Here is a 13,905-nt window from a genome sequence, read left to right as displayed (position 1 = left end):
CGAGGCGGTCGCCGGTCTCTCGGTGGGCGCCGACGACTACCTCACCAAGCCGTTCTCCGGCACCGAGCTGATCGCCCGGGTCCGGGCCAACGTCGAACTGGGCCAGTTGCGGGGTCAGATCATCCGCCGGCTGCGGGCGCTCGCGGACGCCGCCGTGGCGGTCAACACCGCGAAGTCGACCGCCGACGTGGTCCGGGTCGCCGCCCGGCACGCCCTGCACCTCGCCGAGGCGGCCCGGGTGTCGGTCACCACGGTCACCGGCGCGCGGCACGAGGTCGACGGCGGTGGTGCCAGCACCGACCAGCCGTCCCAGGTGCTGCCGCTGACCGGCAGCACCGGTGGGCAGCTCGGCGAGCTGCGGGTCTGGCGTCGGGAGGGCGACGGCACCGAGCACGCCGCCGTCGGGGAACTGGCCCGCCTGGTTGGCGTACGACTGGAGAACGCGCAGCTCTACGAGGCCGAACACCGGATCGCCACCACGCTGCAGCACAGCCTGCTGCCGCGTTCGCTGCCCCAGCTCCCGGGTGCGTGGATGGCCAGCCGCTACCTGCCCGGCAGCACCGACGTCGAGGTCGGCGGCGACTGGTACGACGTGATCGGCACCGGCGACGACGAGGTGGTGCTGGTCATCGGCGACGTGGTCGGCAAGGGCGTCCGGGCCGCCGCCGCGATGGGTCAGCTCCGCAACGGCCTGCGGGCCTACCTGCTGGAGGGCTACGACCCGGGGCAGGCGTTGACCCGGCTCAACCGGCTGGTCGGCTCGACCGAGCGGCAGTCGTTCGCCACCGTGTTCTGCCTCTCCTTCACTCCGCGCACCGGCCGGCTGCGGTACGCCAGCGCCGGTCATCCGTCCCCCCTGCTGATCCGAGGAGACGACGTGGCCTTTCTGCACGAACAGGCCCTCGGGCCGCCCATCGGGGCGCTCAGCGGCACCGACTACCGCACCGTCGAGGGTGGACTCGCCCCCGGCGGTCGCCTGCTGCTCTACACCGACGGCCTGATCGAGGACCGGCGGGCCGGCATCGACGCGGCCCTCGCCCAGCTCCGGGCGGACGCCGCTGCCGGTGCCGGCGGCGGACACGTGGCCGACCTGGTGGACGCGGTGGTAGGGCGGGTCGACGGGCGCAGCCGGCACGACGACGTCGCGGTGCTGGCCCTGGAGGCCGCCGAGCTGAACCGGTTCGCGTTGCGGCTGCCCGCCGACCCGACCCGGCTCAGCGTGCTGCGCAAGCGGCTGGAGGACTTCCTGGTCGCGCACTCCGTCGGCGAGAACGACCTGTTCGACCTGATCGTCGCCGTGTCCGAGGCCGCCGCCAACGCCATCGAGCACCCGGTCGCGCCGGTGGAGCCGACGATCGTGGTCGAGGTGTCGATCGTCGACCGGACGGTGGTGGCGACGGTGCGCGACAGCGGCCGGTGGCGGGAGTCGACCGGGGCCGGGTTCCGGGGCCGGGGACTCGCGCTGATCGAGGCGCTGGGCGAGCTGTCGGTGCGCCGTACCGACGAGGGGACGGAGGTGTCGCTGCGCCGCCGGCTGGCCGACTGAGCCGGGCCCCGGGTCAGAGCGGGCGCAGCCACTCCTGGCCGCCCAGGCCGGAGATCTCCAGCACCCGGCTGACCTGCCGGGACGGGAACACGGTCAGCGCCCCCGGGAACCGCCGGGCGAGCTGGACCACCGCGTGGATGGCGGCGGAGTCGAAGAAGGTGACCGCGCGCAGATCCAGGGTGACCTGCCGGGCCGGCTCACGGAGTGTGGTCTGGACCATGGTGTCCGCGGTGGCCATGTCGACCTCGCCGGTCACCGTGACGCGGACGTGGTCCCCGGTGTTCTCCGCGCGCGCGGAGAACACGGGCGGTTCGCCCTCCAGATCCACCCCGCCACCATTGCACAGCCCGGTGGTGGCGGCAACAACCGCCGGGCCGTGCGGGAGGCCCTCCGTCCTCCGGAGATAGGCTGTCGTCATGACCGTCCGTGCCCCGCTCACCCCCGGCACACTCTCCCCGTGGCGAGCGGTCCCCGACCACATCGCCCGCCCGGAGTACGTGGGCCGCAAGCAACCCCAGCAGTGGCGCGGCTCGCACGTGCAGACCCCGCAGACCATCGAGAAGATGCGGGTCGCCGGCCGGTTGGCGGCGCAGGCCACCCAGCTCGCGGGCGCGCACTGCAAGCCCGGGGTCACCACCGACGAGATCGACCGGGTGGTGCACGAGTTCCTCGTCGACCACGGCGCCTACCCGTCGACGCTGGGCTACCGGGGCTTCCCCAAGTCCTGCTGCACCAGCATCAACGAGGTCATCTGCCACGGCATCCCCGACTCGACGGTGCTCGCCGACGGTGACATCGTCAACGTCGACGTCACCGCCTACCTCGACGGGGTGCACGGCGACACCGACGCCACCTTCTGCGTGGGCGAGGTGGGCGAGGAGGCCCGGCTGCTGGTCGAGCGCACCCACGAGGCGATGATGCGCGGCATCCGGGCGGTCCGCCCCGGCCGGCAGATCAACGTGATCGGCCGGGTCATCGAGTCGTACGCCAAGCGGTTCGGCTACGGGGTGGTCCGCGACTTCACCGGCCACGGCATCGGCGAGGCCTTCCACAGCGGCCTGTACGTGCCGCACTACGACAGCCCCCGGCCCACCGACATCATGGAACCCGGCATGACCTTCACCGTCGAGCCGATGATCACCCTCGGCACCTACCAGTACGACATGTGGGACGACGGCTGGACGGTCGTCACCAAGGACCGGAAGTGGACGGCCCAGTTCGAGCACACCATCGTCGTCACCGACGACGGCTTCGAGATCCTCACCCTGCCGTGACCGAGACCCCGGCGGCGCTGCGCGAGGCGCACCACGCGGACGTGTCCGGCGGCTGGCTGCGGCCCGCCGTCTTCGGCGCGATGGACGGTCTGGTCACCAACATCGCCCTGATCGCCGGGGTCGGCGGCGGTGGGGTGTCGGCGCACAGCATCGTGCTCACCGGCACCGCCGGCCTGGTCGCCGGCGCCATCTCGATGGGGCTGGGCGAGTACACCAGCGTCCGGTCGGCCAACGAGCAGGTCGCCGCCGAGGTGGCCAAGGAACGCCGCGAGCTGGAACGCCACCCGGAGGCCGAGGCCCGGGAGCTGTCCGACGCCTGGGTGGCCCGGGGCCTGCCGCGTGACCTGGCCGACCAGGTCGCCGAGGCGGTACGCCGCAACCCGGAGGAGGCGCTGCGGGTGCACGTCCGGGAGGAACTGGGTGTCGACCCCGACGAACAACCCAGCCCCTGGGCGGCGGCGATCTCGTCGTTCCTCTGTTTCTCCGTCGGCGCGCTGCTCCCGCTGCTGAGCTACCTGCTCGGCTCCACCAGCCTGGCGCTGGCGCTCGCCGTCGGCGGGGTGGGGCTCTTCGCGGCCGGGGCGGTGGTGGCCCGGTTCACCCACCGCCCGTGGTGGGCCGGCGGGCTGCGGCAGCTGCTGCTCGGCGCGGCGGCGGCCGGCGCGACCTACCTGGTCGGGATGCTCATCGGGGTGCAGGGCGGCCTCGGCTAGACCTGCCCGGTCGGTCGCCAAGGTCGGTCCGGCGGTGCCGGGGCTCAGCCGGTGAGCAGGTCGTCCACCGTGCCGTCGACCGGTCGGCCCCGGGCGGTCAGCTCCTCGGCCTGCCCGGTCAGCACCCGGCCCACCTCGGTCATGTCCGCGCCGGCCAGCCCGGTACGCCGCACCGCGTCGCCCGGGTCCCGGAAGTAGGTGCGGCTGAGCAGGCCGCTGACCGTTGCCGCCGCCAGCCGTGCCTCACCCAGCATGACCAGCGCCTGGTCGGTCTCGTACCACTCGGCGAGCCGGGCCGCGCGGGCGTGCGCCGCCCAGCCCCGGTACCAGGCGTCGCGGGCGGCGGTGCTGAACTCGGCCGGCCGGGCCCGGGCCAGCCGGCCCAGGTGCTCGTCGCGCAGGGTGCGCAGCCAGCCGGTCGGGTCGTACAGCGCGACGGTGGTGACGTACCGGTCGGCGGTCAGCGGCCAGGCCGGGGTCAGCGTCCGGGCCCGCCGCAGGTAGCCGTCGGCGTCGGCCACGGTCAGCGCCACCAGCACCCCGTCCACCCGCCGGGTCGACGGGGCCGGGCCGCCGCCCGCCCGGTAGGTGACCAGCAGCAGGTCGACCTCGGCGTCCCCGCCACCGTCGTCGTCGCCGTGCGCCAGCGGACCGTGCACGGCCACCGCGAGGATGTCCGCCGGGAAGCGTCGCCGCGCCGCGTCGGCCACCCGCCCGGCGACCTGCCAACGCGGATCGTCCAGGTCCACCCCGGCCGCCGGCTCCGGCACGGTCACGGCAGGTCGGCACCGGTCGGCGCCAGCCGGAAGATGTGGATCTCCCGGCCGCCGGCCCGCTGCACGTACGTCCGGTAAGCCGGCCACTCGGTGACCAGCAACTGCCAGAGCCGTTCCCGCTCGGCCCCGGTCGCCAGGTCGGCGCGGACGGCGAGCCGACGGCCCTTGACGGCCACCTCCGCCTGCGGCCGGGCGAGCAGGTTGAGCACCCAACCGGGCTGGTGCCGCTGACCCCAGTTGGAGCCGATCACCACGAACCCGTCGCCGTCCGGCACGTACAGCAGGGGGTTGCTGCGCGGCAGGCCGGAACGGTGCCCGGTGGTCGTGATGATCAGCGAGGGGACCAGCCCCAGCGCGACCACCCGACCCCGGGTGAGCCGTCCGACCGCCCAGTCGACGGGGACGAGCAGGCGCATGGTGGCACCGAACCACGTGTGGTGACCGAGCCGCCGGGTGAGGGTTCCGAGTACGGGCACCCGGCCAGTCTGCCTGGTCGACGCGGTGTCCGCACCCACCGGCTCCCGGCGGGCCGCTCAGTCCAGCCGACGTTCGACCGTGAGGCGGGACCGGGTGAACAGGCCGGCACCGAGCATCGCCACCAGCGGCACCACCACCAGCACGCCGAGGGTCTGCCAGGGCACCACCATCGGGTACGGCGTCTGGGTCGGCCAGCTCTGCGCGTACTGGCGGTTCGTCGAGGTCAGGATGATCAGGGCGGAGCCGAGCCCGGCCGCGATGCCGAGCGCCGAGCCCACCACGGCGATCACCCCCGCCTGGCAGAGCGAGAGCACCCGGCGTACCCGGGGACTGGCCCCCACCGCCGCGAGCGTGGAGAGGTCCCGGCGGCCCTCCGCCGCGGCGAGCCCGGTGGCCACCCCGGCCGCGCCCAGGGTGATCACCCCGGCGCCGGCCGCCAGCAGGAGCAGCAACGGCCGCTGCTCCGAGCGGGGCGGACCCCGCTCGATCTGCGCCGACACCGGCAGCAACGGCCGCAGCGCGGTGACCACCCGGTCGAGCTGCGCGGCGGTGGGCGCGGACCGGGTGTCGACGGCGAAACCGACAGGCTCCGTGCGCAGACCGGCCCGGGCGGCGGCGGCGGGGGAGAGCACCAGCCGGTCCACCGGCAGCCCGTCGCGCAGCAGGTGACCGGGGAGGGTGACGGTGTTCACCACCGGCGGCCGGGAACCGCCGGTCGACCGGTCGACCCGGACCGTCACCCGGCCGTCGACCACGTAGCGGGGGTCGCTCACCACCACGCCACCGGCACGCAGCACGGCGGCCGCCGCCGCCACCTCGGCCGCCGGCGCGCCGCTGAGCACCCCCAGGGCGGTGCCGTCGTCGACCATGGCGGGCAGGTAGAAGCCGCTGACGATGCGGACCGGCGGGACGCAGCGCGGGTCGTCCAGCGCCGCGCGGCGGGCCTCGGCCGTCTGGTACGACTCCGGGTCGTACGGGCATGCCCGGCCGGCGGGCAGCACCGGCGCGACCGTGCAGTAGGCGCTCGGGTCGCGCACCTCGGTGCAGCCGGGCGTCGCCACCGGCAGCACCGCGTCGGTGCCCAGCTCGGCCCGCACCCGCTCGGTGATCAGCGGCAACGGGGGCAGCGGTCCGGTGCCGTCGCGGTCGGCGCGCAGCAGCAGCACCCGGCCCGGCGGCATCCCCGGTTGCCAGTCGGCTCGTTCACGGGCGTCGTTGCTGGCCACGTAGACGCCCAGAGCGACGCTGCCGGCGACGGCGGCCATCACCGCGGAGATGGCCGGGGCGGCCGACGAGCGGTTGCGGCTGGCGTCGCGCAGCGCGATCCGGGGCGCGGGCGGCAGCAGCGGACCGAACCGGGCCAGCAGACCGATCAGCGTGGGCGTGCAGAAGACCAGGCCCAGCTCGCCCAGGACCAATCCGGCGAGGATCAACGGGGTGTCGCCCCTCGCGGCGCCCAGGGCGGCGGCCCCGCTGCCCAGCACGGTCAGCGCCACCCCGAGGAGAAGCCAGCGGCGGCGGTGCGGGGGTGCGGTCCGGCGACCGGCCAACCCGGCCACCACGTCCTGCCGGGCGGCGGCCAGCGCCGGGGCGAGCGCGGCCAGCACCCCGGCCAGCACCGCGACCGCCGCGATCGCGGCGAGCGCCGCCGGGAAGACCCGGTAGCCCCCGCTGCGCGCCCCCAGCACGTGCTCCTCGACCAGCGACCGGCCGACGAGCGCGGCGGCGACCCCGAGCAGCAGCCCGCACGCCGCCCCGAGCCCACCGAGGACCACCCCGTCGGCGAGCACGATCCGCCGCAGGTGCACCGGGTCGCCGCCGGCCACCGCGACCAGCGCCAGGTCCCGCCGCCGCCGCCGGACCCCCACGGCGAAGGCCGGGCCGACCAGCAGGACGACCTCCAGCAGACCGAGGCCGCCGACCAGCACCGTGTTGCTCGCCAGCACCGGATCGGGCAGGTAGAGCGTCGACCCGTCGGGGGAACGGGCACCCGGCACCGGATTCCGGGCGCTGACCAGCACGCCGTGCGCGTTGAGCCGGTCCACCAGCGCGGCATCCACCGGGCCGGGGAGGTCGACCAGCCAGCTCTCGTCGTAGCTCCGCCCGTCCCGGGGCAGCCCGGCCGGGGTCAGGGCGACGATCTCCCCGAGCTGGTCGGGGAACTCGACCACGCCGACCACCCGCCACCGGCGGGTGCCGTCGGCCGCGTCGACCGACCCGCCCACCCGGACGCCCATCCGGGCGGCGGCCTGCGCGCTCACCGCGACCTCGTCGGGTGCGGTGGGGACCCGCCCGGAGCGCAGCCGCACCGTCGAGCGGGCCACCGCGTCGGTCAGGTCCAGCGCCCGCCCGTCGAGGATCCTGGTCCGGTCGCCGATCCGCACCTCGAACGGCACCCACCAGCTGACCCGGCTGGCGCTGCTGCCGGCCGGCAGCAGCGCCTCGATCTCCGCCTGGCCCACCGGCCGGTCCCGGGTCACCTGCTCACCCGTACGGGCCCAGTTCGTGTCCCCCCAGGAGTCCTGGTGGATCGGGTTCTCCGCCACCCAGCTCAGCTCGACGTCGGCGGCGCCGGCCCGCTGGACGAAACGCTCCTCCCGGGTGAGGTCGGCCATGTCGTAGGTGACCGCCACGAAGCTCAGCACCAGCACCGGCAGCGCGATCATCGTCAGCACCAGCGCGGTACGCCCCCGCGCCCGCCGTGCCTCCCGGCGGGCGATCCGCAGCGCCGCCCGCCAGGACCCGACCGTGCCGGCGAGCCGACCGGGCAGCCCCGCCCGGTCCACCGCGTCGGGCCGGGCTGTGCCGCCGTTCCCGGCCCCGCGGTCGGGCCGGGCGGGACGGGCTGTGCTGTCGGGCGGTGCCGGCCGGGGACGGGTGGACCGGCCGTCGGCGTGGGACGGTCCGTCCGGAGGGGGCGGGGCGCTCACCGGCCGATTCCGGAGAGCAGGTGCTCGACCCCGGCCAGCGGCGCGGTGGAGTCGACCATGACGCCGTCGCGGAGGAACACCACCCGGTCGGCCCAGCCGGCGTGCCGGGCCTCGTGGGTCACCAGCACCCCGGCCGCGCCCGCGTCGACCCGGCGGCGCAGCAGGTGCAGCACGGCCTCCCCGGTCTGCGAGTCCAGCGCCCCGGTCGGCTCGTCGGCGAGCACCAGCCGCCGGTCACCGACCAGCGCCCGGGCGATCGCCACCCGTTGCTGCTGGCCCCCGGACATCTGGTCGGGGAAGCGACCGCCGAGCCCGTCCAGGCCGACCTCCTGCAGCGCCGTCAGGGCCGCCCGCCGGGCCTGACGTACGCCGACCCCGTCGAGTTCCAGCGGGAGGGCCACGTTCTCCGCGGCGGTGAGGCTGCCGAGCAGGTTCAGATCCTGGAAGACGTAGCCGATCCGGCGACGGCGCAGCCGGGCCAGCCGCCGCCCGTCGAGCGTGCCGAGCGACTCCCCCTCGACCAGCACCTCCCCGCCGGTCGGCCGGTCCAGCCCACCGGCGAGGGTGAGCAGGGTCGACTTGCCCGATCCGGAGGGACCCATCACGGCCACCAGCTCGCCCGGTCGTACGGTGAGGCTCACCCCGCGCAGCGCGTGCACGGCGGCCTCCCCGCCCCCGTGGGTGCGGTGGACGTCGCGCAGTTCGAGCACCGCGCCGTCGGGACCGGTCACCGGTGTGCCTCCTGGTCGGCCCGCTCCACCACCTCCGGCGGTGACCCGCTGCGTGCGGTGGGGGCCGCCGGCCGGTGCCGGACCAGGCTGGTCTCGCAGTGGTCGAGCCAGCGGATCTCCGCCTCGGCCTGGAACATCATCGCGTCCAGCACCAGCCGCCAGGGCAGGTCCTCCGGCCGGTCACTGGTGTACTTGAGCCGGGTCAGCTCCTGCAATGTACGCATGGTCGCGCCACGCTGGGTCTGCACCACCGCCCGCACGTCCACCCCGGGTGTGGTCAGCGCCAGGGCCAGCTTGATGGACAGCTCGTCGCGGGGGCGGTCGTTGCGGCTGATCGGGGTGACGAACCACAGCGCCAGGTCCGCCCGTCCGGCATCGGTGATCTCGTACGGCCGCTGCCCGCCCTCGTGCTCGGGCAGCGAACGGACCAGGCCGTCGCGTTCCAGCCGGTTGAGGGTGGTGTAGACCTGACCGATGTTCAGCGGCCAGGTCGAGCCGGTCGACTCCTCGAACGCGGCCCGCAGCTGGTAGCCGTACATCTGGCCGCGCTCGAGCAGGGCGAGCAGGCCGTGACGGATGGACATGCGACGGAGTATGCATACCCCGTATGCGGACCGCAACCGCAGGGTACGGACGGTGGGTCAGGTGGGACTGCCGGGGAACGGGACGGTCAGTGGGGTGAGGCCCGCGCTGCGCCGCCACCGGGTGGCCCGTACCGCGCAGTCGGTCAACGCGTTGAGCGCCCGGGTGCGGTCCGCGCCGGTGGTGACCGGCAGCGCCACCCGCCAGAACGCCGCGGTGCGCTCCTCGACCTGCACCGCCAGGCGCAGCGCGGTGGCCCGGTCGGTGACCGGGAACGGCAGGGCGTAGCCGGCCTGGTCGGGCGGCACCGTTGCGCCGGTCGCGCTGAGCTGGAGCACGAGCGCGTCGCGTCGGGACCGGTGGGCCGCCTCGGCGGCGCGGGCCGCCCGCCGGTCGGCGTCGGTGAGGTGCACCCCGATCGGGCCGTAGGCGTAGATCGCGGCGTATTCGGCGGCCAACGCCCCGGCGAGCGCGTCGCCGGGGGTGGCGGGGGCGGTGGAGCGGCTCACTTCAGCGCCTCCAGGTGGGTGGCACGGGCGGCGGTGATCGCGCCGAGCAGCGCGGCCCGGTCGCCCGGCGCGTCGGCGCACGCCTTCGCCGCGTTGTCCCGGCCGCGCTGCTCGGCCGTCCGTAGCGCGGCCAGTACGGCGGCGCGGTCACCTCCGGCGGCGGACGGGTCCGGCGACGCCGCGGCGGAGGGTTCGGGGCGGCCGATCACCCGGCGCAGCTCGTCGGCGTGCGCGGCGTGCGCGTCGGCGATCGGGGTGAGCCGGTCGGCCAGCCCCGGATCGGCGGCGATCGCGGCCCGGTGCCGGTCGGGCAGCGACCGGGCCTCCGCCGCGAGGGGTTCCCGCGGGTCGGGCGGCGGGGTCGGGTCGTCGCGGTCGAGAAGACCACACCCGGTCAGCGGTACGGCGGCGACGCCGGCCGCCAGGAGCGCGCCGGCCCGCAGCACGGTACGCCGGGACTGCCCCGTTGCGTCGTGGTGCGTCGTTGTTCTGCCCGTGGCCACCGGACAAGTCAACACCATGCCCGGCGTCCGCCGGGCGACCGCCGTCGGTGCGCCGCCGGGGCCGCCGTACCGACGGCGCGTTACGCTCTGCGCAGCCACCGGCGCTGCCGCCCCGGTGGCGTCCCGGCGTGCCGGTCCGACGACCGCCGCCGACCAGGAGAAGGGTGCCCAGATGACGCAGCGTGGCCGTGCCACCAGGCCGACGGCACCGGCGGGACGCTCCCGCCGCACCGACGGTCCCCGGGGCGGCGACCGTGCCGGCGCATCCCGGGGTGACCTGGCCGCCCGTCGTGACCGGTTGCGCGCGGTGATCGAGCCGGTGGTCGCCGGGGCGGGCTACGACCTGGAGGACGTCTCGGTCTCCCGGGCCGGCCGCCGGCACGTGGTCCGGGTGATCGTGGACGCCGACGGCGGGATCAACCTGGACGCGGTCGCGGTCGTCTCGCGGGCGGTCTCGGCGGCGCTGGACGCGGCCGAGGAGTCCGGCGGGGACATCGTGGCGGGGGAGTACCAGTTGGAGGTCAGCTCCCCGGGGGTGGACCGCCCGCTGACCCTGCCCCGGCACTGGCGGCGCAACGCCGGCCGGCTGGTGAAGGTGACCGTACGGGCCGGCGAGCCCGCCGTGGACCGGCAGGTCACCGGGCGGGTGACGGCGGCCGACGACGAGCGCGTGGTGCTGGAGACCGAGTCCGGTCCGGTGGAGCACCGCTACGCCGAGCTGGGCCCCGGCCGGGTCCAGGTCGAGTTCCACCGCCTCGACGAGATCGACGAGGCGGACGAGATCGACGAGGTCGGCGACGACACCGACGAAGATGACGACGATGATGTGGAGGACGAGGAGAGGTGAACATCGACCTCGCGGCGCTGCGCGCACTGGAGCGCGAGCGGGAGATCCCGTTCGACACGATCCTCGCGGCGATCGAGACCGCGTTGCTGACCGCCTACCGGCACACCGACGGCGCCGAGTCGCACGCCCGGGTGGAGATCGACCGTAAGAACGGCGCCGCCCTGGTCTACGCCCAGGAGTTGGACGACGACGGCAGCGTGGTGCGGGAGTGGGACGACACCCCGCACGACTTCGGCCGGATCGCGGCGATGACCGCCAAGCAGGTGATCCTCCAGCGGCTGCGGGAGGCCACCGACGAGGTGCACTTCGGCGAGTACGTCGGCCGCGACGGTGACCTGGTCACCGGCGTGGTGCAGGCGCACGAGGCGCGCAGCGAGAAGGGCATCGTCAGCGTCGACCTGGGCAAGCTGGAGGGCGTGCTGCCGCAGTCCGAGCAGGTGCCCGGCGAGCGGTACACCCACGGCGAGCGGATCCGCTGCGTGGTGGTGCACGTGACCAAGGGGATGCGCGGGCCGCAGATCACCCTGTCCCGGTCGCACCCGGCGCTGGTGAAGAAGCTCTTCGCGCTGGAGGTGCCGGAGATCGCCGACGGCACCGTGGAGATCGGGGCGATCGCCCGTGAGGCAGGTCACCGCACCAAGATCGCCGTCCGGTCCACCGTGCAGGGCGTGAACGCCAAGGGCGCCTGCATCGGGCCGATGGGCCAGCGGGTCCGCGCGGTGATGAGTGAGCTGCACGGCGAGAAGATCGACATCATCGACTGGTCGGACGACCCGGCGACGTTCGTCGGTAACGCGCTCTCGCCGGCCAAGGCGCTGCGGGTCGAGGTGGTCGACCTGGCCACCCGTACGGCCCGGGTGACCGTCCCGGACTTCCAGCTCTCCCTGGCGATCGGCCGGGAGGGGCAGAATGCCCGGCTTGCCGCCCGGTTGACCGGTTGGCGGATCGACATCCGGTCCGACGCGGAGCAGCCGGGCGCCGGCGGTCGGGGTGGAGGCGAGCACGTCCCGGAGCCGGGCGGAGCGATCTCGGCCGGCTAGGGGTAGACTTCTTCCAGTGGTACGACGCGCGCATCCGGAGCGCACCTGTGTGGGTTGCCGGAAACGTGCGCCGGCCAGCGAACTGCTGCGGATCGTCGCGGTCGGTGACGAGGATGGTCACAGTCTCCGGCCTGATCCGAGCCGCAGTCTGCCGGGTCGGGGAGCGAACATGCACCCGGATCCGGCCTGCTTCGCGCTGGCGGTGCGGCGTCGCGCCTTCGGGCGGGCGCTGCGACTCACCGGGGTCCCCGATCACGGTGCCGTCGCGGAGCACGTCGATGCGCCAACCACTACGTCCGGTCAACCCGATCGGGCGAGGGTCGCTAGCAAGGTAGGACGACCGACATGAGCACACGATGAAGTCCCTGAAATGACCAGGCTTCAAGTGCAGGAGTGAGGTCGCTGCGGGTGCTGCCCGCACGACCTCGGAGTGAGGAGTGCAGTGGCAGGTAAGGCCCGCGTACACGAGCTTGCTAAGGAGCTCGGGGTCGAAAGCAAGACAGTGCTCGCCAAGCTGAAGGAAATGGGCGAGTTCGTGAAGTCCGCGTCCAGCACCGTCGAGGCGCCCGTCGCCCGACGACTGCGTGGCGCATTCGTCGCGTCCGCCGGTGGTTCGTCGGCACCGTCCGCTCCGGCGGCGGCCCCGAGCCCGGCACCGACCCCGACCCCGACCCCGACCCCGGGTGCCCCCCGGGTCTCGGCCCGACCGATGCCGCCCCGGCGGCCGGCCGCGCCGACCCCTGGACCGAAGCCCAAGGGCCCGGTCCCCGGCCCGCCGCAGCCGGTGACCCCGGTCGCCAAGCCGGCGAGCGCACACGACATCGAGGTGGCCGCCGCCGAGGCGCGCGCCGCCGCGTTGAAGGCCGAGCAGGAGGCGGCGGTCAAGGCCGCCCAGGCCGCTCGGCAGCAGCAGCGGGACAACGTCCGGCGGGAGCCGCCCACCGAGGGTGGCCCGCGTCCGGGTCCGCGTCCCGGCCCGAACGCCGTACCGCCGCGTCCGGGTACCCCGGCCGCCGGCCGGCCCGGTGGTCCTCCGGCGGGCCCGGGTGCCCGGCCCGGTGGTCGTCCCCCGGCGCGCGGCGCCGGTAACAACCCGTTCGGCATCCAGGGTGGCCAGCAGCGGCCCCCGGCGGCCGGCGGCGGCGGTCCCCGGCCGAGCCCGGCCGGCATGCCCCCGCGGCCGAGCCCGGCGTCGATGCCGCCGCGGCCCAGCCCGGCCTCGATGCCGAGCCAGCGGCCCACCACCGGTCGCCCCGGCGGCCCCGGTGGCGGTCGTGGCGGCCCCGGTGGCGGTGCCGGTCGTCCCGGTGGTGGTGGCGGTGGCTTCCGTCCCGGTGGCGGCGGTGGCGGTGGCTTCCGTGGCGGTCCCGGTGGCGGCGGTGGCGCCGGCGGCGGTGGCTACCGTGGTGGCCCCGGTGGCGGCGGTGGCGCTCCCGGCGGTGGTTTCCGTCCGGGTGCCCCGGCCGGTGGCGGTGGTCGTCCCGGTGGTGGCGGTCGTGGCCGTGGCGGCGGCGCCGCGGGTGCCTTCGGGCGTCCGGGTGGCCGGCCGACCCGTGGTCGCAAGTCCAAGAAGCAGCGCAGACAGGAGTTCGACAACCTGTCGGCCCCGACCATGAGCTCGGGTGCCCCCCGGGGTCAGGGTCAGGTCGTCCGGCTCTCCCGTGGCGCCTCGCTGTCGGACTTCGCCGACAAGATCAACGCCAACCCGGGTTCGCTGGTCCAGGAGATGTTCAACCTGGGCGAGATGGTCACCGCGACCCAGTCCTGCTCCGACGAGACCCTGCTGCTGCTGGGTGAGCACCTCGGCTTCGACGTGCAGATCGTCAGCCCGGAGGACGAGGACCGCGAGCTGCTCGCGCAGTTCAACATCGACCTCGACGCCGAGGTCGCGGAGGACCGCCTGGTCAGCCGTGCGCCGGTGGTGACCGTCATGGGTCACGTCGACCACGGTAAGACCAAGCTGCTCGACGCGATCCG

15 protein-coding genes are annotated in these 13,905 nt (G+C 75.1%); 7 read left to right on the top strand and 8 right to left on the bottom strand.

The window, feature by feature from the left end; all coding sequences use genetic code 11:
• The coding region (locus ACOJTC_RS15580; RefSeq protein ID WP_420117419.1) for an ATP-binding SpoIIE family protein phosphatase at nucleotides 1-1,546 on the top strand (1,546 nt) is incomplete at its 5' end.
• 13 nt (nucleotides 1,547-1,559) lie between these two features.
• Here the strand turns inward: ACOJTC_RS15580 and ACOJTC_RS15575 are convergent.
• On the bottom strand, nucleotides 1,560-1,874 hold the full coding sequence (locus ACOJTC_RS15575; protein ID WP_307826072.1) for an STAS domain-containing protein: 315 nt from the start codon (nucleotides 1,872-1,874) through the stop codon (nucleotides 1,560-1,562).
• 88 nt (nucleotides 1,875-1,962) lie between these two features.
• Here ACOJTC_RS15575 and map point away from each other — a divergent pair, with 88 nt between their 5' ends.
• Together map and ACOJTC_RS15565 are read left to right on the top strand one after the other, a co-directional pair.
• Nucleotides 1,963-2,820: a type I methionyl aminopeptidase gene (gene map, locus ACOJTC_RS15570; RefSeq protein WP_420117418.1), complete on the top strand. Its 858-nt coding sequence runs from the start codon at nucleotides 1,963-1,965 to the stop codon at nucleotides 2,818-2,820.
• Nucleotides 2,817-3,533 (top strand): VIT1/CCC1 transporter family protein, encoded by a 717-nt coding sequence (locus ACOJTC_RS15565; RefSeq protein WP_204923878.1) that lies wholly within the window; start codon nucleotides 2,817-2,819, stop codon nucleotides 3,531-3,533. The genes map and ACOJTC_RS15565 overlap by 4 nt, the downstream gene beginning before the upstream one ends.
• A gap of 44 nt (nucleotides 3,534-3,577) precedes the next feature.
• Here ACOJTC_RS15565 and ACOJTC_RS15560 read toward each other — a convergent pair whose 3' ends face one another.
• From ACOJTC_RS15560 to ACOJTC_RS15530, 7 genes are all read right to left on the bottom strand, one after another.
• Nucleotides 3,578-4,309 (bottom strand): nucleotidyltransferase domain-containing protein, encoded by a 732-nt coding sequence (locus ACOJTC_RS15560; RefSeq protein WP_307826073.1) that lies wholly within the window; start codon nucleotides 4,307-4,309, stop codon nucleotides 3,578-3,580.
• Nucleotides 4,306-4,785 (bottom strand): nitroreductase family deazaflavin-dependent oxidoreductase, encoded by a 480-nt coding sequence (locus ACOJTC_RS15555; protein ID WP_420117417.1) that lies wholly within the window; start codon nucleotides 4,783-4,785, stop codon nucleotides 4,306-4,308. The genes ACOJTC_RS15560 and ACOJTC_RS15555 overlap by 4 nt, the downstream gene beginning before the upstream one ends.
• 57 nt (nucleotides 4,786-4,842) lie before the next feature.
• The gene (locus tag ACOJTC_RS15550) at nucleotides 4,843-7,572 is read right to left on the bottom strand and encodes an FtsX-like permease family protein (protein ID WP_420117416.1); all 2,730 of its coding nucleotides are present in this window, start codon (nucleotides 7,570-7,572) and stop codon (nucleotides 4,843-4,845) included.
• A 140-nt stretch (nucleotides 7,573-7,712) separates the two neighbouring features.
• Nucleotides 7,713-8,447, bottom strand: coding sequence for an ABC transporter ATP-binding protein (locus tag ACOJTC_RS15545; protein ID WP_204923880.1), 735 nt, complete (start codon nucleotides 8,445-8,447; stop codon nucleotides 7,713-7,715).
• On the bottom strand, nucleotides 8,444-9,031 hold the full coding sequence (locus ACOJTC_RS15540) for a PadR family transcriptional regulator (protein WP_204923881.1): 588 nt from the start codon (nucleotides 9,029-9,031) through the stop codon (nucleotides 8,444-8,446). The genes ACOJTC_RS15545 and ACOJTC_RS15540 overlap by 4 nt, the downstream gene beginning before the upstream one ends.
• A 57-nt stretch (nucleotides 9,032-9,088) precedes the next feature.
• Complete coding sequence (locus ACOJTC_RS15535; protein WP_420117415.1) at nucleotides 9,089-9,538, bottom strand: ferritin-like domain-containing protein; 450 nt, start codon at nucleotides 9,536-9,538, stop codon at nucleotides 9,089-9,091.
• Entirely contained in the window at nucleotides 9,535-10,041 is a 507-nt protein-coding gene (locus ACOJTC_RS15530) for a hypothetical protein (protein ID WP_420117414.1), read from the bottom strand. The genes ACOJTC_RS15535 and ACOJTC_RS15530 overlap by 4 nt, the downstream gene beginning before the upstream one ends.
• 172 nt (nucleotides 10,042-10,213) lie before the next feature.
• Here ACOJTC_RS15530 and rimP point away from each other — a divergent pair, with 172 nt between their 5' ends.
• The 4 genes from rimP to ACOJTC_RS15510 form a co-directional block, all read left to right on the top strand.
• Nucleotides 10,214-10,888: a ribosome maturation factor RimP gene (gene rimP, locus ACOJTC_RS15525; RefSeq protein ID WP_357928426.1), complete on the top strand. Its 675-nt coding sequence runs from the start codon at nucleotides 10,214-10,216 to the stop codon at nucleotides 10,886-10,888.
• Nucleotides 10,885-11,928 carry a transcription termination factor NusA gene (gene nusA, locus ACOJTC_RS15520; protein WP_204923884.1) on the top strand — a complete coding sequence of 348 codons (1,044 nt, stop codon included), beginning with the start codon at nucleotides 10,885-10,887 and terminating at the stop codon, nucleotides 11,926-11,928. Before rimP ends, nusA begins: the two co-directional genes overlap by 4 nt.
• A 16-nt stretch (nucleotides 11,929-11,944) precedes the next feature.
• Entirely contained in the window at nucleotides 11,945-12,277 is a 333-nt protein-coding gene (locus ACOJTC_RS15515; protein ID WP_088647723.1) for a YlxR family protein, read from the top strand.
• 93 nt (nucleotides 12,278-12,370) lie between these two features.
• The coding region (locus ACOJTC_RS15510) for a translation initiation factor IF-2 N-terminal domain-containing protein (protein WP_420117413.1) at nucleotides 12,371-13,905 on the top strand (1,535 nt) is incomplete at its 3' end.

The sequence above is a fragment of the Micromonospora sp. genome (genome assembly GCF_048594385.1).
Taxonomy (GTDB): domain Bacteria; phylum Actinomycetota; class Actinomycetes; order Mycobacteriales; family Micromonosporaceae; genus Micromonospora; species Micromonospora wenchangensis.
The sequence above is the reverse complement of the archived record's forward strand: the minus strand, read 5'-3'. Positions and strand labels throughout refer to the sequence as shown.

Excerpts from the sequence above, each read along its gene's own strand:
- map (WP_420117418.1), top strand. The coding sequence starts at position 1,963 with ATGACCGTCCGTGCCCCGCTCACCCCCGGCACACTCTCCCCGTGGCGA.
- ACOJTC_RS15540 (WP_204923881.1), bottom strand. The coding sequence starts at position 9,031 with ATGTCCATCCGTCACGGCCTGCTCGCCCTGCTCGAGCGCGGCCAGATG.
- rimP (WP_357928426.1), top strand. The coding sequence starts at position 10,214 with ATGACGCAGCGTGGCCGTGCCACCAGGCCGACGGCACCGGCGGGACGC.